Source organism: Actinomyces wuliandei, assembly GCF_004010955.1.
GTDB lineage: Bacteria > Actinomycetota > Actinomycetes > Actinomycetales > Actinomycetaceae > Actinomyces > Actinomyces wuliandei.
On sequence record NZ_CP025227.1, the window covers coordinates 875,500 to 898,101 of the forward strand.

Consider the following 22,602-nt stretch of genomic DNA (forward strand, 5'->3'; position numbering starts at 1 on the left):
ACATGACCTCCCTGCTCCGCTCCTCCGCCGCCACGCAGGCAGCTGCCCTGGCCTCTGGCGAGGTGTCCTCCCGGGAGCTGACTCAGGCGCACCTGGACAGGATAGACGCCGTTGACCACCTTCTCGGCGCGTTTCTCGACGTCAGCGCGGACAGGGCGCTGGCGGAGGCTGACGCCGCCGACGCGGCTCGCCGTGAGGGCGGGGAAGCTGCCGAGTTGGCGGGTGTCCCTGTGGCCGTCAAGGACCTTGTCTGCACCCGTGGTCAGGTCACGACCGCAGCCTCGGCGATCCTCCAGGGCTGGGTACCTCCCTATGACGCCACCCTGGTGCGGCGCGTCCGAGAGTCTCGGATGCCGGTACTGGGCAAGACGAACCTGGACGAGTTCGCCATGGGCGGCTCCACCGAGTACTCGGCCTTCGGCCGGACCGCCAATCCCTGGGACCTCGGCCGTATTCCGGGGGGCTCGTCCGGGGGCTCGGCCGCTGCCGTCGCTGCCTTCGAGGCACCGCTGGCAGTGGGGACCGATACGGGCGGCTCCATCCGCCAGCCTGCGGCAGTGACTGGCACGGTCGGCGTCAAGCCCACCTACGGGACCGTGTCACGCTACGGCGTCATCGCCATGGCCTCCTCCCTGGACACGCCGGGTCCGATGGCTCGTACCGTCCTGGACGCAGCCCTGCTGCACGACGTCATCGGCGCCTACGACCCGTTGGACTCCACCTCGCTGCCTGACGCTCCTCGGGGCATGGCTGCGGTTGTTCGCGCGGCGCAGGAGCGCCGTGACCTGACTGGCCTGCGGGTGGGGGTGGTTGCCGAGCTGGACGGGGGCGAAGGATACCACCCGGGGGTCGTGGACTCCTTCCACGCCGCCCTGGAGCTGCTCCGGGCCGCTGGTGCTGAGGTCTCTACCGTCTCCCTGCCGCACCTGGAGTACGCGCTTGACGCCTACTACCTGATCATGCCTGCGGAGGCCTCGTCAAACCTGGCCCGTTATGACGGGATGCGTTACGGGCTGCGTGTTGAGCCGTCGGAGGGGCCGGTGACGGCTGAGACGGTGATGGCGGCGACTCGGGGAGCGGGTTTTGGTGACGAGGTCAAGCGCCGGGTGGTCCTGGGGACGCACGTGCTGTCCGCCGGCTACTACGAGGCCTACTACGGTAGCGCCCAGAAGGTGCGCACACTCGTTCAGCGGGACTTTGCCTCTGCCTGGGAGGATTACGACGTCCTGGTCTCGCCCACCGCGCCGGTGACCGCCTACAAGTTCGGTGAGAAGGACGACCCGCTGGCGATGTACAAGCTGGACGTGACGACGATTCCTGCCAACCTGGCCGGAGTGCCCGCCATGAGCCTGCCCTCGGGGCTCAGTGATGACGGGCTGCCTGTGGGTTTCCAGCTCCTGGCACCTCAGCGGGCCGACAACCGCCTCTACCGCGCAGGGGCGGTCCTGGAGGCTGCGCTCGACGAGCGGCGTGGCGAGCCGCTGCTGTCCTGTGCTCCTGGGCTGGCCGAGGTGGCCGGGCAGTGACAGGGGAGTCAGGGACGGTAGGGCTGTCACGACGGACAAACCGATACTCACGACGCATTGAGGTGGACTGATGAGCGACCCGCTGATGGACTTTGACGAGGCCGTGCGCCGTTACGACCCGGTGCTGGGGCTGGAGGTGCATGTCGAGCTCGGTACTGAGACCAAGATGTTTGACGCCGCACCCAACGTCTTCGGTGCCCAGCCGAACACGATGGTGACTCCTACCTCGGTAGGGCTTCCCGGGGCGCTGCCCCAGGTCAACGGCCGGGGGGTGGAGTACGCGATCCGTATCGGGCTGGCCCTGGGATGCCAGATAGCCCGGTCCTGCCGATTCGCGAGAAAGAACTACTTCTACCCGGACCTGTCGAAGAACTTCCAGACCTCTCAGTCGGATGAGCCGATTGCCTACGACGGGGCGGTCGAGGTCGAGCTGGCGGACGGGACCTCCTTTACCGTTCCTGTCGAGCGGGCGCACATGGAGGAGGACGCGGGGAAGAACACCCATGTCGGTGGCGCGGACGGCCGGATCGAGGGTGCCCAATACTCCCTGGTGGACTACAACCGTGCAGGGGTGCCGCTGGTCGAGATCGTCACCCGCCCCATCGAGGGTGCCGGTGAGCGGGCGCCGGAGGTCGCGGCCGCCTACGTGCGCACGCTGCGCGACGTCTTCCGGGCGATAGGTGTTTCCAAGGCCCGGATGGAGCTGGGAAATGTGAGGGCAGACGTCAACGTCTCCTTACGAGAGTCTCCTGACGCCCCCCTGGGGGTGCGTACGGAGACCAAGAACGTCAACACCTTCCGTGGGATCGAGCAGTGTGTCCGCTATGAGATCCAGCGACAGGCGGCTGTTCTTGCGGCCGGAGGCCATGTGGTCCAGGAGACCCGGCACGGCCAGGCGGACGGGACGACGCGGGCGGGACGGGTCAAGTCTGACGCGGACGACTACCGTTACTTCCCTGAGCCGGATCTCGTTCCGGTGGTGCCGTCTCGCGAGTGGGTGGAGGAGATCCGTGCCAGTCTGCCGGAGATGCCGATGGTGCGGCGGCGTCGGCTCCGGGAGGAGTGGTCCCTCAGCGAGGCGGAGATGCGTGATGTGGTCAATGCTGGGGCAGTGGACCTGATCGAGGCCACGGTGCGGAGCGGGACAAGCGGGCAGGCCGCACGTAAGTGGTGGATGGGGGAGCTGTCTCGTGCCGCCAGGGAGAGGGAGAGCCCCTTGGAAGAGCTGCCGGTGACGCCGGGACAGGTCGCTCAGCTGCAGATGCTGGTTGACTCTGGGCGCCTGACCGACAAGCTGGCGCGGCAGGTCCTGGAAGGAGTCCTTGCCGGGGAAGGGGACCCGGAGGCAGTGGCGACGACCCGAGGGCTGAAGGTCGTCTCCGACGACTCTGCGCTGCTGGAGGTCGTGAACGCTGCATTGGAGGCACACCCTGATGTCGTGGAGAAGATACGGGGCGGAAAGGTCCAGGCTGCGGGTGCGATCGTCGGCGCAGTGATGAAGGCCACCAAGGGGCAGGCGGACGCAAGGCGAGTTCGTGAGCTGGTCATGGAGCGCGCTCAGGGCTGAGGGTGTCGGCTACCCGGTGGTTCCCTGTCCTAGGTGCCCGGCGTCCAGGGGGGACCCAGAGAACCACTGGGTAGCCAGAGGCTGCTGTCCGCGGCGAAGTAGCAGTAGCCGGAACGTCCGTTCCGTGGCAGGACCAGGTCGCGAGGCAGCCGACGTCGTCGCTGGCGTCTCACTATCTGGGTCTGCTTCCGACGTCCAGCTGTCAGGACGAGGGGAGTTGGGGATAGGGTCTGAGACGACCCCTATCGCATGGATCTCTGCTGGAGGAACATACATGGTTCAGCCTAGCCCTAGTTACACCGTCGCCCTGCACCTCAAGGTTCCCGCGTCCCAGAAGGCTGTGGCCCGGCTGGTGGACACCGCCACTGCCACCGGAGCTGTCGTGACCGGTGTGGACGTTGCAGAGGCGGGTGCCGATACGCTGACTGTAGATCTGACTGCGGACACCCGAGACTCCAGGCACCGTGGTGACCTGGTTTCCAGGCTTGACGAGCTTGACGGCGTCGTCGTCGAGACTGTCGGGGACTCTACCTTCCTGGCCCACGTCGGCGGTAAGATTGAGGTAGTGGGGACGTACCCGATCCATAACCGTCGTGACCTTGCGCGCGTGTACACCCCTGGCGTCGCCCGGGTCTGCAAGGCTATCTACGACCACCCGGAGCGCGCCCGAAAGCTCACAATCAAAAAGAATACCGTTGCGGTGGTGACAGACGGTACTGCCGTGCTTGGAATGGGTGATATCGGCCCGTCCGCCGCCATGCCGGTCATGGAGGGCAAGGCTGTGCTGTTCAAGCAGTTTGGAAACGTTGACGCGTGGCCGGTCGCTCTGGACACCAAGGACCCGGAGGAGATCATCTCCATAGTCAAGGCCATTGCACCTGCCTACGGTGGCATCAACCTGGAAGATATTGCGGCCCCCAAGTGCTTCGACATTGAGGAGCGCCTGCGGGAAGAACTTGATATTCCGGTGTTCCACGACGATCAGCACGGGACCGCGATCGTGACCCTGGCTGCGCTGATCAACGCGCTGAAGGTCGTGGGGAAGAAGATTGAGGATGTCCGTATCGTCCTGTCGGGCGTCGGTGCGGCCGGGAACGCCATCGCCAAGTTGCTCATGGCTCACGGGGCCACAGATATCGTGGGGTACGGACGTACCGGAGCGTTGTCGGCGCATGATACTGACGGAATGAACCAGCACCGCAGGTGGCTGGCAGAGAACACGAATCCGCGTCGGGTCACAGGAACCCTCAAGGAGGGCCTGGTTGGTGCTGACGTATTCATTGGGGTGTCGTCGGGGAACCTTCTCGAGCCCGAGGACCTTTCTGTTATGGCTGAGGACGCCATTGTGTTCGCGATGGCCAACCCTACTCCGGAGGTTGATCCCATCGGCGCTGCCAACTATGCGGCTGTCGTGGCAACCGGACGTTCGGACTTCCCCAATCAGATCAATAACGTCCTAGCATTTCCCGGACTGTTCCGCGGGCTGCTGGACACGGGAATCACGGAGATTACTACCAACTTGCTTCGTGCCGCTGCGACGGGTATCGCCTCCGTTGTGGACACTGATGAGATCAGCCCTGTATACATTATACCTGGGGCGTTTGACACGCATGTCGCTGAGGCTGTTGCCAGTGCTGTGCGGCGGTTTGCCGAGGAGAAGTAGCGGCCACGTTCTCGGTGCGGCTCGATCGAGCTGTGGCAAGGGCGTTCGGCGGGCTGCGGGGTCTGAGGCATGCGGGGCCGCGTCTGCGGTGCGACGCCTGCTGGCGCCACCCAGCTGTATAGGTCCCCCGGGGTGGTCCCACGTGGTTTCGGCGGACTGCGTCCTGCCCTGTCCTGACTCTTCTCCCGTCGGCGGTCTCGTGTGCCTGGAGTACGTGAGACCGCGTTCGGCTCCCCGGAGACTTCGACGCCATGTACCCACGCCCCGGCCGTACGCGAGGTCGCCTATGCCCATACCCCACGCCCCGGCCGTACGTGAGGTCGCGGTCGGGGCGCGTGCTCAAGGTGCCCGGTCTGCTGTCCCCTTGTCTCCCTGCCGCATCCGTGCTCGCTCCCGCAGCATGCAGTTCCCGGACCGGCACCCGGGGTCGCACGGTTGCTTGTGCGTCGCCGGACTCCTGTGCCTTGTGGCAGGCGCTCCGGGTCGCAGGATCGTCAGGGGCGTCAAACAAGAGGCGCGAATCACCTTGCATCCTGTTGACGCACGTAGCGTGACTCAACTACGCTACTCGGGTTGCTCTTGCTGGGTTGTGCTGCTGCTGGTGTGGTGGTGTGGCTGGCTTGTGGGTGTGTTGGTTTGAGATCTCGATAGTGTGTCTTGTTTTCTTTTATGCCTGTGTGGGTGGGGCTGTTGTGGTCTGCTGCGCGTGTGTGTGTGGTGGGCTGTGGTGGTTCTGCCTGGTTTGTTGTGCTGCGTGTGGGGCTGCCTGTGTGGGTGGTCGTGCGCGTGGTTGTTCTTGTTTTTTTTGGAGAGTTTGATCCTGGCTCAGGACGAACGCTGGCGGCGTGCCTAACACATGCAAGTCGTACGGGCTGCGCCTGCTTTTTTGGTGGGTGTGGTCAGTGGCGAACGGGTGAGTAACACGTGAGCAACCTGCCCTCCTCTCCTGGATAACCTCATGAAAGTGGGGCTAATACGGGGTGTGCTCGTGCTGGTCGCATGGCTGGTGCGGGATAGGGCCTGCCTTGGGTGGGTCTGGTGGGGGATGGGCTCGCGGCCTATCAGCTTGTTGGTGGGGTGAGGGCCTACCAAGGCGGTGACGGGTAGCCGGCCTGAGAGGGTGGGCGGCCACACTGGGACTGAGACACGGCCCAGACTCCTGCGGGAGGCAGCAGTGGGGGATATTGCACAATGGGCGCAAGCCTGATGCAGCGACGCCGCGTGAGGGACGGAGGCCTTCGGGTCGTGAACCTCTTTCGCCAGCGGAGAAGGTCCTGCCCGTGTGGTGGGGCTGACGGTAGCTGGGTAAGAAGCGCCGGCTAACTACGTGCCAGCAGCCGCGGTAATACGTAGGGCGCTAGCGTTGTCCGGAGTTACTGGGCGTAAAGGGCTTGTAGGCGGCTGGTCGCGCCTGCCGTGAAATGCCCCGGCTCAACCGGGGGAGTGCGGTGGGTACGGGCCGGCTTGAGTGCGGTAGGGGAGGCCGGAACTCCTGGTGTAGCGGTGGAATGCGCAGATATCAGGAGGAACACCGGTGGCGAAGGCGGGTCTCTGGGCCGTTACTGACGCTGAGGAGCGAAAGCGTGGGGAGCGAACAGGATTAGATACCCTGGTAGTCCACGCCGTAAACGTTGGGCACTAGGTGTGGGGGCTCTTTTCCGGGGCGCCCGCGCCGCAGCTAACGCATTAAGTGCCCCGCCTGGGGAGTACGGCCGCAAGGCTAAAACTCAAAGGAATTGACGGGGGCCCGCACAAGCGGCGGAGCATGCGGATTAATTCGATGCAACGCGAAGAACCTTACCAGGGCTTGACATGTGGGTGCGGGCCGCGGAGACGTGGTCTTCTCCTGCCCCGCTTTTTTGGTGGGGTGGGGGGTGCCCTCACAGGTGGTGCATGGTTGTCGTCAGCTCGTGTCGTGAGATGTTGGGTTAAGTCCCGCAACGAGCGCAACCCCTGTCCCGTGTTGCCAGCACGTGGTGGTGGGGACTCTCGGGAGACTGCCGGGGTCAACTCGGAGGAGGGTGGGGACGACGTCAAATCATCATGCCCCTTATGTCCTGGGCTTCACGCATGCTACAATGGCCGGTACAGAGGGCTGCGGTGCCGTGAGGCGGAGCGAATCCCTTAAAGCCGGTCTCAGTTCGGATCGGTGTCTGCAACTCGACACCGTGAAGCCGGAGTCGCTAGTAATCGCAGATCAGCACTGCTGCGGTGAATACGTTCTCGGGCCTTGTACACACCGCCCGTCACGTCATGAAAGCCGGTGACGCCCGAAGCCCGTGGCCCTACGGGGAGCGGTCGAAGGCGGGGCTGGTGATTGGGACGAAGTCGTAACAAGGTAGCCGTACCGGAAGGTGCGGCTGGATCACCTCCTTTCTAGGGAGTTGTGGTGGCTGCCTGCTGGGTGCCTGGTCCTGGGCCTGTGGTGGTCTGGGGGTGGCTGGTGGGTGGTCCGTGCGGGTGTGGGAGGGGACGGCTGCTGTCCTGGTCCTTGTTGTTGGGGGCTGGGGGTGGTGGTTGCTGCTGGCTGCTGGGGCCTCGTGCTGTGGTGCGGGGTGCTGGGGTGGTGGCGGGGCACGCTGTCGGGTTCTGGGGCCTGTGCGTCCTGGTGGCCTGGTCCTGGCTGGTGCGCGCGTGCGCGTGTGGTGGCTGGGGCGTGGGTGGGGTGGTTGTGAACTGTATAGCGGGCGCGAGCGTCGGGCTGCCGTGCTGTGCCTCCTGGTTGTTCCCCTGGCGTTGTTTGTTGGGGGTTCGTGGTCCTTGGGTGGGCCGGTGGGGGGCTGGTGTGGTGGCCTGTCGTGGTGTTGATTTTCGCCGCCCGCGCGCGCGTGTCCTGGCTGGCCTGGGTGGTTCCTGGGTGGTGGGGCGTGTGGGTGCGGGTGGTGTGGTGTGTTCTTTGTGTGCTGTGTTGTGGTGTGCTTGTTTGTGTGGGCGCTCGGTGGATGCCTTGGCACCAGGGGCCGATGAAGGACGTGGTGGCCTGCGATAAGCCTCGGGGAGCCGGCTGGCGGGCTGTGATCCGGGGGTTTCCGAATGGGGGGACCTGGCACGAGCTGTGTCGTGCCACCCGTGGCCGGGGCGTGTGCCCGGGTCGTGGGGGGTGACGCGGGGAAGTGAAACATCTCAGTACCCGCAGGAGAGGATATTCCGTGAGTAGTGGCGAGCGAAAGCGGAGGAGGGCCAAACCGTGCGCGTGCGTGGACCCGGCAGGGGCTGCGCGTGCGGGGTTGTGGGGCCTGGCCGTGGCTCTTCTGCCGGAGGGCCGCGTGGTGCTCGTGCTGGCAGCCGAGTCCTCTGGGAAGGGGAGGCGTAGAGGGTGAGACCCCCGTAGGTGAAGCCGGCTGGGCGCGCGTGGGCTGGGTTCCCGTGGTAGCACGGGGTCCGTGGAGTCCTGTGTGAGTCTGCCAAGACCGCTTGGCTGCCTGAATACCTCCTGGTGACCGATAGCGGAGCAGTACCGTGAGGGAATGGTGAAAAGTACCCCGGGAGGGGAGTGAAAGAGTACCTGAAACCGGGCGCCTGCGAGCCGTCAGAGCCTCCTGCCGGTGTGGTGGGGGGTGGTGGCGTGCCTTTTGAAGAATGAGCCTGCGAGTCAGTGGCGTGTCGCGAGGTTAACCCGTGGGGGGCAGCCGTAGCGAGAGCGAGTCCTGTCAGGGGCGGTTCAGTGGCGCGTCGTGGACCCGAAGCGGGGTGATCTACCCATGGCCAGGCTGAGGCGCGTGTAAGAGCGCGTGGAGGGCCGCACCCACCTGGGTTGAAAACCGGGGGGATGAGCTGTGGGTAGGGGTGAAAGGCCAATCAGACTCCGTGATAGCTGGTTCTCCCCGAAATGCATTTTGGTGCAGCGTCGCGTGGTTCCCGGCGGAGGTAGAGCGACTGGGTGGCTGATGGGCCCCACAGGGTTACTGAGGTCAGCCAAACTCCGAATGCCGTCGGGGTGGAGCGTGGCAGTGAGACCGCGGGGGATAAGCTCCGTGGTCGAGAGGGAAACAGCCCGGACCGCCGGCTAAGGCCCCTAAGCGCGCGCTAAGTGGGAAAGGATGTGCGGCCGCGCAGACAACCAGGAGGTTGGCTTAGAAGCAGCCATCCTCGAAGGAGTGCGTAACAGCTCACTGGTCAAGTGGTCGTGCGCCGACAATGTAGCGGGGCTCAAGCGCGCCGCCGAAGCCGCGGGCCCGTCGCGTGTCCCTGGCTGTCCTGCCTGTGGGTGGGGTGGTCCCAAGGGGTGGCGGGTGGTAGGGGAGCGTCCCGCACGGGGTGAAGCCCCGGGGTGACCCAGGGGTGGACGGTGCGGGAGTGAGGATGCAGGCATGAGTAGCGATACTAGGGTGGGAAGCCCTAGCGCCGAATGACCAAGGGTTCCAGGGCCAGGCTAGTCCGCCCTGGGTGAGTCGGGGCCTAAGGCGAGGCCGACAGGCGTAGTCGATGGATGACGGGTTGACATTCCCGTACCGGCTGGGTACCGACCGTGCTGACGCGCGGGTGCTGACCTGTCCTCGTGGTGGTCTCCTGGCGGCCTGTGGCCGTGGGGGGGCCTGGGGGCGGGGACCCTCCGTGCTGGTAGGCAAGCGTGTTAACAGGGGTGACGCACAGTGGTAGCCTCCGCGGGCCTGATGGCTTGGCCCGTCCAAGCGCGCAGCCTGTCCCCCAGGCAAATCCGGGGGGCGGTCCTCCTGCCCGTTTGGGGTGGGGGGGCGGTGGTGAGGCGTGATGGTGACCCTGCCCGGTGGGGTGGGGGAAGCAGGGTGATCCTGGGGTGCCGAGAAAAGCCTCGACGCGATGGTGCCGGCCGCCCGTACCCTATACCGACACAGGTGGTCGGGCAGAGCATGCCTAGGCGCACGAGTGATTCATGGTCAAGGAACTCGGCAAAGTGCCCCCGTAACCTCGGGAGAAGGGGGGCCCGGGCCCTGAGGCCCCGCGCGGGCTAGGGGTGAGGGCCGCAGAGACCAGGGAGAAGCGACTGTTTACTAAAAACACAGGTCCGTGCGAAGCCGCAAGGCGAGGTATACGGACTGACGCCTGCCCGGTGCTGGAAGGTCAAGAGGAGCCCTCAGCCCCCTCATCGTGTGGGGGTGAAGGGGCGAGTCCAAGCCCCAGTGAACGGCGGTGGTAACTATAACCATCCTAAGGTAGCGAAATTCCTTGTCGGGTAAGTTCCGACCTGCACGAATGGCGTAACGACTTCTCCGCTGTCTCGACCATGAGCTCGGCGAAATTGCACTACGAGTAAAGATGCTCGTTTCGCGCAGAAGGACGGAAAGACCCCGGGACCTTTACTGCAGCTTGGTATTGGCGCCCGCCCCGGCCTGTGCAGGATAGGTGGGAGGCTGTGACCCCCGCGCGCCAGCGTGGTGGTGAGCCGTTGTTGGGATACCACCCTGGCCGTGGCGTGCGCCTGAACCTCGGTCCGTGACCCGGGCCAGGGACAGTGCCTGGTGGGTAGTTTAACTGGGGCGGTTGCCTCCTAAAGGGTAACGGAGGCGCTCAAGGGTCCCCTCAGCCTGGTCGGCAACCAGGTGGTGAGTGCAAGCGCACAAGGGGGCCTGACTGCGAGACCGACGGGTCGGGCAGGTACGAAAGTAGGAGCTAGTGATCCGGCGGCCCCGTGCGGGTGGGCCGTCGCTCAACGGATAAAAGGTACCCCGGGGATAACAGGCTGATCCTGCCCAAGAGTCCATATCGACGGCATGGTTTGGCACCTCGATGTCGGCTCGTCGCATCCTGGGGCTGGAGCAGGTCCCAAGGGTTGGGCTGTTCGCCCATTAAAGCGGTACGCGAGCTGGGTTTAGAACGTCGTGAGACAGTTCGGTCCCTATCCTCTGCGCGCGCAGGAGACCTGAGAGGGCCTGTCCCTAGTACGAGAGGACCGGGACGGACGAACCTCTGGTGTGCCAGTTGTCCCGCCAGGGGCACGGCTGGTTGGCCACGTTCGGGACGGGTAACCGCTGAAGGCATCTAAGCGGGAAACCAGCCTCAAGACGAGGTCTCCACCACCTTGCGGGGTGGGAAGGCCCCCAGCAGACCACTGGGTGGATAGGCCGGAGGTGGAAGCGGGGTGACCCGTGGAGCCGACCGGTACTAACAGGCCGACACAAGCACCCACACGCGCAGCCTCACGTGCTGGTGCGCCAGCCAGGAGCACGCACTGGTGCCACCACGACGACAGACCCCCCCCCACTGTGGGGGGCGCGCCCGCTGTACGGTCCATGACCACCCCACCCCACCACCCCCCTCACACACACAGAGGGGTGGGTGGGTGGCTGCCAGGCACCCACCCACCCCCCAGAAGGGGGGGGTTGGGGGTCCCGGACCACGTCTCGGTGGTCACAGCGGCAGGGTCACGCCCGGTCCCATCCCGAACCCGGAAGCTAAGCCTGCCAGCGCCGATGGTACTGTCCCCGCCAGGGGACGGGAGAGCAGGACACCACCGAGCACACACCACACCCCACCCCCCGCACAGAAGCAAGACAGGCGGGGGGTGGGGGCAGCCCACACCCCACCCACAACACACCCAGGACGGGCCCAAAGAGGGGCAGGGAAGGAACAAGAAAAAAAAAGGGGGGGTGGGCCCCTGGCGGCCAGGGTCGGCCGCGCGGGGCCCACGAGCACCAGGGCGGGCAAGACCACTGCCCTGGCCGGCTTGCGGACCAGCCGACGACGACCGGTGCCCCTGACAACGCTGGTGGCCCTGGGCCGGCTCAGGACACCACCACACTGGGCCTGCCGACACGCTGGGCCTGCCGACACGGCGTGCCACCACCGACCTGCCCCCCCCCCGGGGGGGGCGGCAGAACCAACGCGAAGGACACAGCCGCGCTTGAGCACGCTGACCGGTTGCTTTGACCCGGACCCCGGCACCACCCACACACGCCCACCACGCCCAGGCCCACCACGCTCAGATCCACGACCCCAGCAGCATGTGCCACCGCCAGAACTCGTAGGACACCACCCACCCCACCCACACAGGCCACCAAACCACCGTCCTGCAGCAGGACAGTGGCGCCCGGACCTCCAGAAGGACGACGCACGCAGAGGACCGACAATCCCAGGTCCTTTGAACATCCCATTCCTGCAATTTAGAAGCAAACTCGGCACGAGGTAGATAAACGACCGCTAGCGGCACGCGCCTCGCAGAGCGGAGGGACTAGTTTCGCTACATTCCTCCGAGTATCTGTGCAATGAAGATCTTGAGGATCATGGCAACGGGATAGACCATGGCATAACCCAGTGCGACGCGCGGGTCGGCGCCGGTGCGTTCGTTGGCGAAAGCAAGGACGGCAGGCTGGGTCTGCGCGCCGCCTAGGAGGCCGGACAGGCGTGTACCACCCATCCTGACGAGCCAGCGCATCGAAGCGTACAGGCCACCTCCTGCGATCGTGGTCATGACAAACCCTGTTACCAGGATCCTCCACCAGTCTCCGCCCGAGAACGCGCCCGCTATTTGCCCTCCAGCTGTGACGCCCGCCCGTGCGAGGAAGATAAGCAGACCGATTTCGGACAGAACCGCAGTCGTAGTGAAGGGAATCGCGGTGACAAAGTTGCCGATGCGGCCAATGCGTCCGAAGACTAGGCCCACGAGGAGGGTCCCTGCCGCTGACCCTATAGCAAAGGTAGCGCCTCCACCCATGGGAACCTGAAGTTCACCAATGAAGATACCCAGCGCCATACCGACGCCCAGGGCGACCGGGTTGATAGCTGACAGCCCGCGCGAGGAATCGCCAAAGTACTGGGAGATCTCCTTCATCCTCCCGGTGGGGCCGACGACGCGAACCCTGTCGCCTTGCTGCAGAACAAGGTCAGGCGTTCCAACCATGTCCACGTCACCCCGGCGGACGCGCGAGATAGTTGCCTCGAAACGGTGGTCGATGTCCAGGTCGGCGATTGTGCGCCCAGCAAGCTTGGGGTCGGAGACGGTGATGCGCCGGAAGTCCAAGTAGCGACGGTCCTCGATAAGTGAGTGGGACGAGCCGTGGCCGACGGCCTCAATGGCCTGGTTGACCGCGTCCTGGGTGCCGACCACTGTGACCAGGTCGTCCTTGAACAGGCGATCGCTGCTCACCGGTCTCATGATCGGGCCTGTCTCTCCGCGACGCAGACGGGAGAACTTGAGCTCCCCAGAGATTCGCTCTCCGATGTCGGCAACGACCGGTCCGTCCTCGCGCTCCACCCGGATAGTGCGGTTGATGAGGGGAGAGGGGGCGTCCCGGTCACTGCGCCGGTAGCGCAGGGCGAGGAGACAGAAAAACAGCATGCCGATGACCCCGTAGAGATAGGAGACGGCATAACCAATGGTGGCGACAGCGGTCCCGTCCGGGCTGCCCGCCGCCGTCGCTGCGTTGCCTGCGGCGGCAAGCGCTGGAGTGTTGGTGAGCGCGCCAGCAAAGGTTCCGGCTATCAGAGCAGGGTCCATCCCAAGCGCCCGGCCGACTGCTACGCCTATTCCTGCGCTTGCTGTCAGGATGACCAGCAGCAGCGCAAGGGGGCCTGCGGCCGTGCGCAGCACATGAAAGAAGTTGGGGCCTGACTGTACTCCGATGGCAAACGTAAAGATCGTGAGGCCAAGTGTGCTCACCTCAACGGGAATATCCATTTCCACGTCTACCGCAGTGCTCCACGCCGCCAGAGCGATACCGCAGAAGAGGACGGCTGCGGCTCCGAGACTGACTCCTCGCACCTTCAGGTGCCCGACGAGCATGCCCACGCCGATGAGCAAGAACAGGACCAGCACCGGAGCCTCGGCCAGGTGCGTCAGGACGTCTGTAACCACGTTGGAGAGCCGCCTCTCGGGTTGCGGCGCCGCAGGGCGCGGCGGTCGTGTGCATCGGGACGTGGGCTATTGTGGCACTGACGTCGTCCAGGCTCCCGGACCAAAGGCCGTGATGCTGCGGTCCGAGGCGTGAGGTGTGAGGATGGACCTGTCCTGCGCCGCCACGTCGGCCGCGGCCCTCGCAAGAGCGCGTGGTAGGCCTGGGGCTGCCTTGGGCGGATTGCGGGAGCGGTACGTGGCCTCCAGGTGAGGCGTTTCGCTCTTCTCCTTGACTTCCCCTGCTTTGCTTCCCCCTGTCTTCCTTTTTCCGGAGGGCACTGAGGGAGTGCCCGAAATAAAGACGGGTGTGGGAGGTGCGGGCCCGGGAGCGCGTCGTCGCTGAGGGCGCCCTCGTCAGCGTCCCGTGAGACATGATCCCATATAGTGAGACTGGGTGGAGGTGGAGATGGCCTTTAGTCTCGGCGTGATCTAGTCTCTGTCCCTCTGACATCTCGCTGACGCGGTGAATCGCAAGGAACAGGAGTGTGAGCGATGGCACGCCACAAGGTTCCAGTGGAGAGGGACCAACAGGTGATGACGGGCGCCCAGGCGCTTGTCAGGGCTCTCGAGGAGCTGGGTGTCACCGACATCTTCGGCATGCCGGGCGGCGCAATTCTGCCGTTCTATGATCCTCTGCTTGCCAGTGACCGGATCCGGCACGTTCTTGTGCGCCACGAGCAGTGTGCCGGGCACGCGGCAGAGGGGTACGCCATGGTGACCGGGAAACCTGGTGTGTGTGTGGTCACCTCTGGGCCGGGTGCAACCAACCTGGTGACAGCGATCGGGGACGCGCACATGGACTCCGTGCCGGTGGTCGCCATTACCGGGCAGGTCGGCAGTCGCAACATCGGCACCGACGCCTTCCAGGAGGCTGACATTGTCGGCGCCACTATGCCCTTTGTCAAGCACTCCTTCCTCGTCACGCGGCCGGAGGAGGTCGTACCTCGTGTCGCTGAGGCCTTTCACCTTGCTGCCACGGGGCGTCCCGGACCTGTCCTTGTTGATATCGCCAAGGACGCGCAGGAGGGGATGACGGAGTTCTCTTGGCCTCCTGCGACTGAGCTTCCTGGCTACCACCTCCCTGGCAGGCCGAACCAGAGGCGCGTTATCCAGGCTGCGGAGGCCATCGTCCACTCGGAACGGCCTGTCCTCTACCTGGGCGGAGGGCTCAACCGTGCCAAAGTACCCGTTGCGCAGTTGGCCGAGCTCATCGACCTCATTGGCGCGCCTTTTGTCACCACGCTTACGGCACTGGACGTGATGCCCTCGGATCATCCGCTCAACCTCAGGATGCCCGGGATGCACGGGACGGTGGCTGCCGTAGGCTCCTTGCAGCGTGCCGACCTCATCGTCTCCCTAGGTGCCCGTTTCGACGACAGGGTCACGGGAAGGCCTGCCAGCTTCGCTCCTCGCGCAGCGGTCGTCCACGTGGATATCGATCCTGCGGAGATATCAAAGATACGTGCAGCGGACGTCCCTATCGTAGGCGACCTGGCTGAGGTCGTGCCGACCCTGACCGCTGAGATCCGGGATCTGTTTGACCGCGAGGGCCGTGTTGACATAGGGCCGTGGCGTACGGAGGTGGATCGTATTGTCGCAACCTATCCCACTGACTGGACAGACACTGATGACGGTCTTCTCCAGCCCCAGGAGGTGATTAACCACCTGGTCGCGGCGGCGGCCGAGGACACGATCTGGGTCACGGGTGTCGGCCAGCACCAGATGTGGGCCGCTCACTACCTGCGCTTCAGCCGCCAGCACACGTGGCTGACTTCTGCTGGCGCGGGGACGATGGGTTACGGTGTTCCTGCTGCCATGGGAGCCAAGCGGGCGTGTCCGGATCGCCCTGTGTGGCTGATCGACGGCGACGGATGCTTCCAGATGACGAACCAGGAGCTGGCTACCTGCACCCTTAACGACATTCCGATCAAGGTCGCCGTCATCAACAACTCCTCGCTAGGTATGGTCCGCCAGTGGCAGACCCTGTTCTATGGTGAGCGCTACTCCAACACCGACCTGCACACTGGTGCGGACACGGTGCGTGTCCCCGACTTCGTCAAGCTGGCCGAGGCCTATGGTGCGGTGGGGCTGCGCTGTGAACGGCTGGAGGACGTTGATGACGTCATCGCAAAGGCCAACTCCATCAACGACAGACCGGTTGTCATTGACTTCATCGTGTCAGCAGACGCCCAGGTGTGGCCGATGGTGGCTGCTGGTGTGTCCAATGACGAGATCCAGCACGCTCGGGGCATGAGCCCCCAGTGGGAGGAGGAATGAGGTACGTGAGCCAGAAGCACACGCTGTCCGTCCTAGTGGAGAACAAGCCCGGCGTCCTCACGCGTGTCTCGGCGCTGTTCACGCGACGCGGCTTCAACATTCACTCCCTGGCCGTCGGACCCACCGAGCACGATGACGTGTCGCGCATCACGGTGATCGCAGACGCGGAGGGGCTGGCCATGGAGCAGGTCATCAAGCAGCTGAACAAGCTTGTCAATGTCCTGAAGATCGTCGAGCTTGAGTCCGATACCTCGGTAGCCCGTGAGCTGTACCTGATCAAGGTGCGTGCTGACGACTCCAACCGGACGGCGGTCCTGCAGATTGTCGACCTGTTCCGAGCGCACGTCGTTGACGTGGCACCCTCGTCGGTCGTCATTGAGACTGTTGGCTCGGAGTCCAAGGTCAGGGCGCTGCTGACAGCGCTGGAGCCGTATGGTGTTAAGGAGATTGTCCAGTCCGGTACCGTAGCCATCACGCGTGGTCCGCGTTCCATCACCGACCAGCTCAAGGAGAAGTGAGAATTAACCATGGCAGCTGAGAAGTTCTACGAGGATGACGCCGACCTCTCCGTCATCCAGTCCAAGAAGGTCGCCGTTATCGGCTACGGCTCCCAGGGGCACGCCCACGCCCTGAACCTGCGCGACTCCGGGGTCGAGGTGGCTGTGGGGCTGAGAGAGGGCTCCTCCTCTGCGGCCAAGGCCCAGGAGGAGGGGCTCCCCGTCAAGACCGTGGCAGAGGCGACGGCATGGGCCGACGTCGTTGTCGTCCTGGCGCCGGACCAGGTGCAGGCTACGCTGTACTCCACCGAGATCGAGCCTCATATCAGGCCGGACTCGGCCCTTCTGTTCTCCCACGGCTTCAACATCCACTTCGGCTACATCAAGCCGTCGGCAGGCATTGACGTCGTCATGGTCGCTCCCAAGGGGCCGGGGCACACCGTGCGCCGTGAGTTCGAGGCCGGTCGCGGCGTGCCAGTCCTGGTCTGTGTGGAGCAGGACTCCTCCGGCTCCGCCTGGGACCTGGTGCTGTCCTACGCCAAGGCCGTAGGCGGGACCCGGGCAGGTGCGATCAGGACGACGTTCCGCGAGGAGACCGAGACGGACCTCTTTGGTGAGCAGGCAGTTCTGTGCGGGGGCGTCTCTCAGCTCATCCAGTACGGTTTCGAGACCCTCACTGAGGCTGGCTACCAGCCTGAGATGGCCTACTTCGAGGTCTGCCACGAGCTGAAGCTCATTGTGGACCTCATTGTTGAGGGCGGCATCTCCAAGCAGCGCTGGTCCTGCTCTGACACGGCCGAGTACGGTGACTACGTCTCGGGGCCCCGGGTCATCACCCCGGAGGTCAAGGAGCACATGAAGGAGGTTCTCTCCGATATCCAGGACGGGTCCTTCGCCAAGCGTTTTATGGACGACCAGGCTGCGGGTGCCCCGGAGTTCAAGAAGCTTCGGGCCGTCGGCGAGTCGCATCCTATTGAGACGACAGGACGTGAGGTCCGCTCCATGTTCGCCTGGCGGGCAGACGTGGACAAGGACTACACGGAGGGTTCTGTCGCGCGCTGAGGTAGGCCGTGGCTGTCTCGCTTCTGCTCCAGTTCTGGGCGTCAAGGCCGGTGCTGGACAGAAGTGAGGCGGTGCCCGGTCTTCTGCCGTCCCTGGATGTGTACGGCAGCCTCCCGGAAGACCGCAACACCGACCGCTGCCCAGCGTGACCTCGACGCCCCTCAACCCACCATCTGAGACCGTTGTCCACCTGTCCTTCCCGCAGCGTAGGCTTCCGGCATGACGACGATCAGCCTGGCGGTTATTCCTGGTGACGGTATCGGCAAGGAGGTCGTACCCGAGGGCATGAAGGTTCTGGACGCCGTCCTCCGAGGCACAGGCGTGGACCTGGTGACCTCGTGCTACGACCTGGGTGCTGAGCGCTGGCACCGTACTGGTGAGACGCTCACGGACGACGACCTGGACTCCATCAGGCAGCATGACGCGATCCTCCTCGGTTCCGTGGGGGATCCGTCGGTGCCCTCAGGGATCCTGGAGCGAGGACTGCTGCTGCGCCTGCGATTCGCCTTTGACCACTACATCAACCTGCGTCCGTCCCGGTACTACCCAGGTGTTCCGACACCGCTGGCTGATCCCGGTGAGATCGACTTTGTCGTGGTCAGGGAGGGAACAGAGGGACTGTACTGTGGCAACGGTGGGACAGTCCGTAGGGGAACCCCTCAGGAGATTGCGACGGAGGTGAGCGTCAACACGGCCTTTGGCGTGGAACGTGTGGTGCGATACGCCTTCGCCAAAGCCGCGCTCCGGCCTGCGCGGCATCTGACCCTGGTCCACAAGCACAACGTCCTCGTCTATGCTGGCGACCTGTGGCGTCGCACCGTGGAGGCGGTCTCTGCTGACTACCCCGAGGTCCAGGTCGACTACGTCCACGTGGACGCCGCCACAATCTACATGGTCACCGACCCGGGGCGTTTCGACGTCATCGTCACTGACAACCTGTTCGGAGACATCCTCACCGATGAGGCCGGTGCCGTTACTGGCGGTATCGGGTTGTCGGCGTCGGGCAACATCAACCCGTCAGGTACCTTTCCCTCAATGTTTGAGCCAGTGCACGGGTCCGCCCCGGACATTGCGGGGCAGGGGATCGCGGATCCTACTGCCACAGTCCTGGCGGTAGCCCTGATGCTGGAGCACCTCGGTCACCAGAAGGCGGCGCAACAGGTCGAGGCCGCTGTCGAGCAGGACATGAAGGCGCGCGTGGGCACTCTGAGCCGCTCGACCGGCGATATTGGTGATGCTATTGCTGAGGCGGTGAGGCGTTAGGCTGGAGCCACTCGGTACCCGAGGAAGTGCTGTCTGGCGTGGTGCCGTGGAGGAAGCACCCTGGGACCTGGTGGGACTCGGGGTCGGCGGTTGCTGATCCTGAGGCAGGTCTGTGGCACCAGGCTCCGAGAGGCACTGCTGCGTGGAGGCTTGTGGCGGTAGGCTGTGCCTCATGACCGAGACTGCCGGCTCCGCCTACGATCCTCCGTCCACCCCTCTGGAGCATGCTGCGGCCGCCCCGGTCCCAGACGCTGACTCCCTGGCAGGTCGTTTCGTGCTGAGCCGCAGCGTCAGCCCGGCCTCGGCTGCTGAGCGGGCGCAGGCGCTTCAGGACCTGCACTTCGGCTCGGCCTTTACTGACCACATGGTGCACGCCCGGTGGACTCGTGCGGCTGGGTGGCAGGACCACGCGGTGGTCCCCTACGCTCCTGTGCCCCTGTCTCCGGCTGCGGCAGTCCTGCACTATGCCCAGGAGGTCTTTGAAGGTATCAAGGCCTATCGCCATGCCGACGGGACGGTATGGACGTTCCGACCTCGGTACAACGCGGTACGCATGAATGCCTCGGCACGTCGCATGGCGCTTCCCGAGATTCCTGAGGAGGACTTCATCGCCTCCCTGGTGGACCTGGTCCGCGTGGATAGCCTCTGGGTTCCTGAGGGTGCGGGGGAGTCCCTGTACCTGAGGCCCTTTGCGTTCGCCTCCGAACCCTTCCTGGGAGTGCGGGCCTCCGAGGTGGTGGACTACTACGTCATCGCCTCCCCGGCGGGCAGCTACTTCCCGCACGGGCTGGAGCCGCTCAGCATCTGGGTCACGACGGGATACCACCGGGCAGGACGGGGTGGGACCGGGGCTGCCAAGACGGGAGGGAACTACGCGTCCTCGCTGCTGCCCCAGCAGGAGGCCTACTCCCGGGGCTGCGACCAGGTCTGCTTCCTTGACGACGTGACCCAGAGCAGTGTCGAGGAGCTGGGGGGCATGAACATCATGGTCGTCAGTGCCGACGGCACGGTACGTACTCCGCGACTTACCGGCACCATCCTTGAGGGCTCGACCCGCTCGGCCATCATGACGCTGTTTCGGGAGGAGGGGCGCGCTGTACTTGAGGAGACTATCACTCTGGCCGGGCTGCTGGAGGACATCCGTGACGGGCGGGTGTCGGAGGTCTTCGCCTGTGGGACTGCTGCGGTAGTGGTGCCGATCGGTCGGCTGGCAGGTGAGGACTTCGAGGTGACTATTGCCGGGAGGCAGGTGTCGCGACAGGTGTACGAGCACCTGACAGGAATCCAGTACGGCACGCGTGAGGACACCCACGGCTGGATGTACCGGCTGCTCTGACTGTCCTCCTACCCTCCCTCTGCCGGGGGCTCGGGTCCTGCTGCCCAGGCGTGCTGTGGCTGTCACGATGGCCGCCGTCGTCCACCTCGTTCGTTGCGGGTCATGCGCACAAGAGCGTACGCGCAGGCGGCCAGGACGACGCCACTCATGAGAAGGTTGGCGAAGGTGCCTCCGAGCTGGAAAACCAGCATGGATGCCGAGACCACGCCAATGGCGGCAGAGGGTCCCCGGTAGTCCACGCGCATGCCGATCTCCCTGCGAAGACGGTAGAGCATGTAGACGATACCTGAGCTGTAGCCGACGACGGTGGACAGGCAGGCGCCGACGAGGCCCCACAGCTGGACCATGGGCACGACGCACACCATGTTGACCGCGCCCGCGATCCCGATGGCCCACAGGGTCTCCCTGTTCTTCTCGATCGCGTAGAAGATGTTCACCATGAAGTTGGAGTAACCGCTGAGTGTTGACACGGCGAGAGCAAATGGGACGACCGTCATCGCCTGCGAGTACTGCGGGTCGGTGACCAGCGGGAACACGACCTTCATAGCGGGAACAAGCAGGGCCAGGCCCAGGAAGAGCGCGGTACCGTAGACAGCCGCAGCACGCCCGAAGAACTTGCTGTGCGCCCGCGACCTCTCGAAGGCGAGGTCCTGCCAAGCGTAGGTCATGGCCATGATGACGAGCATCATCACCGAGCCGAAGCGCATGGCGATGGCGAACAGGCCGTTTTGGGACAGGTCAAGGACCGCGCCAACTACGGCACGGTTCATGGAGTTGATGGTCCAGTAGACCAGGGCGTTGAGCCCAACTGGTACGGCCAGGGCCAGCATGGACCTGGCTGAGGGCACCACTCCCCAGCCCCAGTCGCTGGTCAGCATCTTCCTCACGACCCCCGCGCGGAGCTCGATATAGACGACCTCGCACAGGAAGGCGATGATCGTGGACACGTAGAGGGCTCGGAAGTCCCAGGAGAGGCCGACCAGGAGAAGGACGTTCATTGCCATCATGACCAGGGAGGCGATCACCCCGGAGATGGCGTAGTCCCAGTTTCGCCTCATACCACGGCAGGCGTGCTTGTACACGTACTCGATGTTCTGGACGATGCCAAGGAGCGCGATCAGGCCGATGTACCTGATGTCAAGCAGCAGCGTCGCGGCGACGAGGAGCAGTGCATAGGCGGCTGTCGACCCGAGGAACACGAGTGACCCCGCTTGCAGCGCCCGGACCTCATCCTTCCTGCTCTTGTACATCTGCCTCAGGATGACCACCCATATGTTCAGGAAGAGCCCCTCGCAGATGACGGTCAGGTAGGTCACGCTCAGGTCGTAGTAGCCAAAGTCGGCTGGAGGAACGACCGCCGTGTACAGCGGGAGCATGATGAAGGCGATCAGTTTTGACAGGACTGTTCCCAGCACAAAGATTCCTGAGTTCCTCAGGAACCGCCACAGTGTCCCCATCACGACTCCCTTGGTGCGTCTGCTGCGAGCAGCCCTTGAAAGCGAGGAAGTGCGGCTCCGGCGTCAAATGGTGAGCCCTTGACGGCATTTGGCCGTGCGAGGTGCGCGCGGGGGTCCAGGGAGGCGATAGCCCGAGCCCACGGCACAGCCCCCCCCGCGAGGTCGAGTACCGTGACCTGCCCGCCGACCTGCGCGCTGGTACTGACCGCCTGTGACAGCAGCAACGGCAGCCCAGCAGCCTGGGCCTCAAGTGCCGTGTAGGGCAGGCCCTCGAACGTCGAGGGAAGGATCATGACGTCCGCAGCCTGCAGGAGGTCAGGCACGTCCTTGCGGGGGCCCAGAAAGGTGACCATGTCGTCGAGTGACAATCTCTGGACGTCGGCGGCGAGATCCTCACGGTAGGGACCGTCGCCGCACAGGAGCAGCCGGGCGTGGACCCCCATGGCACGTAGCGCCTCCATGATGCGCAGGTCAAAGGCGTGGTTCTTCGCCGGACCCAGTCGCGCGACGTGGATGACGGCCCTCTCCTGAGGGTGCAGGCCCAGCTGCCTGCGCACGTGGGCACGGCGGTCCGCGTCGAAGGAGAAGGGGGCCGGGTCGAAGATATTGGGGACAAACGTCCACGGGGCGTTGCCGAAGAGCCACTGCGCCGCCTCCGCAGAGCAGGCGTAGCGGCGGTTTGCGTACAGGCCGGTGAGTGGGCGCTGGATGCGGTGGAGCACACCTGACAGTCTCCCCGACATGTTTGCTGACGAGTGGGAGTGAAGTACTCGCACCGGTACTCCGGCTGCCCTGGCGGCAACAAGTGGCTCGATGCTGCTGATGACCGTCTGGTGGAGCCACACAGCGTAGAAGCCCCCTGCGCGCACCAGCCGGGACACTGCGCGCACGTAGCCCACGGGGTGCTGCCGCCTTGCGGGGACCCTGGCTATCCTGGCGCCAGCCGCCAGGAGCTCCTCCTGGTGCGCTACGGCGTCACGGTCCACCAGGAAGGTAAAGCTGTAGCTGTCCCTGAGCAGACGGAACGCGGAGAGGATAAAGGCCTCCTTGCCTCCGGCGTTCTCGGTCATGCCGCCAACAAGGACCCGGGGACGGGCTGGTGAGCCAGATGACGAGGTCTGATCCACGTGGCGTACCTTCTTTCT

At 64.8% G+C, this 22,602-nt stretch carries 11 protein-coding genes and 3 rRNA genes; 11 read left to right on the plus strand and 3 right to left on the minus strand.

The genetic code is table 11. The annotated features are described in order from the left end of the window. The first annotated feature begins 2 nt into the window (after nucleotides 1-2). The 6 genes from gatA to rrf all read left to right on the plus strand — a co-directional run bounded on the left by gatA (nucleotide 3) and on the right by rrf (nucleotide 11,192). The gene (gatA, locus tag CWS50_RS03590) at nucleotides 3-1,526 is read left to right on the plus strand and encodes an Asp-tRNA(Asn)/Glu-tRNA(Gln) amidotransferase subunit GatA (RefSeq protein ID WP_127843213.1); all 1,524 of its coding nucleotides are present in this window, start codon (nucleotides 3-5) and stop codon (nucleotides 1,524-1,526) included. A gap of 70 nt (nucleotides 1,527-1,596) precedes the next feature. After that, nucleotides 1,597-3,093, plus strand: a complete 1,497-nt coding sequence (gatB, locus tag CWS50_RS03595) for an Asp-tRNA(Asn)/Glu-tRNA(Gln) amidotransferase subunit GatB (RefSeq protein WP_127841695.1) — start codon at nucleotides 1,597-1,599, stop codon at nucleotides 3,091-3,093. A gap of 274 nt (nucleotides 3,094-3,367) precedes the next feature. Next, nucleotides 3,368-4,756, plus strand: a complete 1,389-nt coding sequence (locus CWS50_RS03600; RefSeq protein WP_127841696.1) for an NAD(P)-dependent malic enzyme — start codon at nucleotides 3,368-3,370, stop codon at nucleotides 4,754-4,756. An 802-nt stretch (nucleotides 4,757-5,558) separates the two neighbouring features. After that, nucleotides 5,559-7,132 (plus strand): 16S ribosomal RNA (locus tag CWS50_RS03605). A gap of 539 nt (nucleotides 7,133-7,671) precedes the next feature. Continuing rightward, nucleotides 7,672-10,860 (plus strand): 23S ribosomal RNA (locus tag CWS50_RS03610). Nucleotides 10,861-11,075: 215 nt separating this feature from the next. Beyond that, nucleotides 11,076-11,192: ribosomal RNA gene (gene rrf / locus CWS50_RS03615) — 5S ribosomal RNA — on the plus strand. Together the 16S, 23S and 5S rRNA genes form the textbook arrangement of a ribosomal RNA operon. 720 nt (nucleotides 11,193-11,912) lie before the next feature. On the opposite strand, the gene CWS50_RS03620 is transcribed toward rrf, so the two are convergent. Then, nucleotides 11,913-13,526, minus strand: a complete 1,614-nt coding sequence (locus CWS50_RS03620) for an aspartate:alanine exchanger family transporter (protein WP_127841697.1) — start codon at nucleotides 13,524-13,526, stop codon at nucleotides 11,913-11,915. 531 nt (nucleotides 13,527-14,057) lie between these two features. Here CWS50_RS03620 and CWS50_RS03625 point away from each other — a divergent pair. The 5 genes from CWS50_RS03625 (at nucleotide 14,058) to CWS50_RS03645 (ending at nucleotide 20,000) form a co-directional block, all read left to right on the plus strand. Beyond that, entirely contained in the window at nucleotides 14,058-15,842 is a 1,785-nt protein-coding gene (locus CWS50_RS03625) for an acetolactate synthase large subunit (RefSeq protein ID WP_127841698.1), read from the plus strand. Nucleotides 15,843-15,847: 5 nt separating this feature from the next. Further along, a complete protein-coding gene (gene ilvN, locus CWS50_RS03630; protein ID WP_127841699.1) occupies nucleotides 15,848-16,360 on the plus strand; it encodes an acetolactate synthase small subunit in 513 nt (170 codons plus the stop codon). Nucleotides 16,361-16,369: 9 nt separating this feature from the next. Further along, nucleotides 16,370-17,401 (plus strand): ketol-acid reductoisomerase, encoded by a 1,032-nt coding sequence (gene ilvC, locus CWS50_RS03635; protein ID WP_127841700.1) that lies wholly within the window; start codon nucleotides 16,370-16,372, stop codon nucleotides 17,399-17,401. Between the two features lie 219 nt (nucleotides 17,402-17,620). Continuing rightward, nucleotides 17,621-18,664, plus strand: coding sequence for a 3-isopropylmalate dehydrogenase (locus CWS50_RS03640; RefSeq protein ID WP_127841701.1), 1,044 nt, complete (start codon nucleotides 17,621-17,623; stop codon nucleotides 18,662-18,664). Nucleotides 18,665-18,836: 172 nt separating this feature from the next. After that, entirely contained in the window at nucleotides 18,837-20,000 is a 1,164-nt protein-coding gene (locus tag CWS50_RS03645) for a branched-chain amino acid aminotransferase (protein ID WP_127841702.1), read from the plus strand. 62 nt (nucleotides 20,001-20,062) lie between these two features. On the opposite strand, the gene CWS50_RS03650 is transcribed toward CWS50_RS03645, so the two are convergent. Together CWS50_RS03650 and CWS50_RS03655 are read right to left on the minus strand one after the other, a co-directional pair. After that, nucleotides 20,063-21,460, minus strand: coding sequence for a lipopolysaccharide biosynthesis protein (locus CWS50_RS03650; protein ID WP_127841703.1), 1,398 nt, complete (start codon nucleotides 21,458-21,460; stop codon nucleotides 20,063-20,065). Beyond that, nucleotides 21,457-22,584 carry a glycosyltransferase gene (locus tag CWS50_RS03655; RefSeq protein WP_127841704.1) on the minus strand — a complete coding sequence of 376 codons (1,128 nt, stop codon included), beginning with the start codon at nucleotides 22,582-22,584 and terminating at the stop codon, nucleotides 21,457-21,459. Before CWS50_RS03655 ends, CWS50_RS03650 begins: the two co-directional genes overlap by 4 nt. Nucleotides 22,585-22,602 lie beyond the last annotated feature (18 nt).

What these genes read in the sequence shown, in the direction of transcription:
- gatA (WP_127843213.1), top strand. Translation starts at nt 3, where the DNA reads ATGACCTCCCTGCTCCGCTCCTCCGCCGCCACGCAGGCAGCTGCCCTG.
- gatB (WP_127841695.1), top strand. Translation starts at nt 1,597, where the DNA reads ATGAGCGACCCGCTGATGGACTTTGACGAGGCCGTGCGCCGTTACGAC.
- CWS50_RS03600 (WP_127841696.1), top strand. Translation starts at nt 3,368, where the DNA reads ATGGTTCAGCCTAGCCCTAGTTACACCGTCGCCCTGCACCTCAAGGTT.
- CWS50_RS03625 (WP_127841698.1), top strand. Translation starts at nt 14,058, where the DNA reads ATGGCACGCCACAAGGTTCCAGTGGAGAGGGACCAACAGGTGATGACG.
- ilvC (WP_127841700.1), top strand. Translation starts at nt 16,370, where the DNA reads ATGGCAGCTGAGAAGTTCTACGAGGATGACGCCGACCTCTCCGTCATC.
- CWS50_RS03640 (WP_127841701.1), top strand. Translation starts at nt 17,621, where the DNA reads ATGACGACGATCAGCCTGGCGGTTATTCCTGGTGACGGTATCGGCAAG.
- CWS50_RS03645 (WP_127841702.1), top strand. Translation starts at nt 18,837, where the DNA reads ATGACCGAGACTGCCGGCTCCGCCTACGATCCTCCGTCCACCCCTCTG.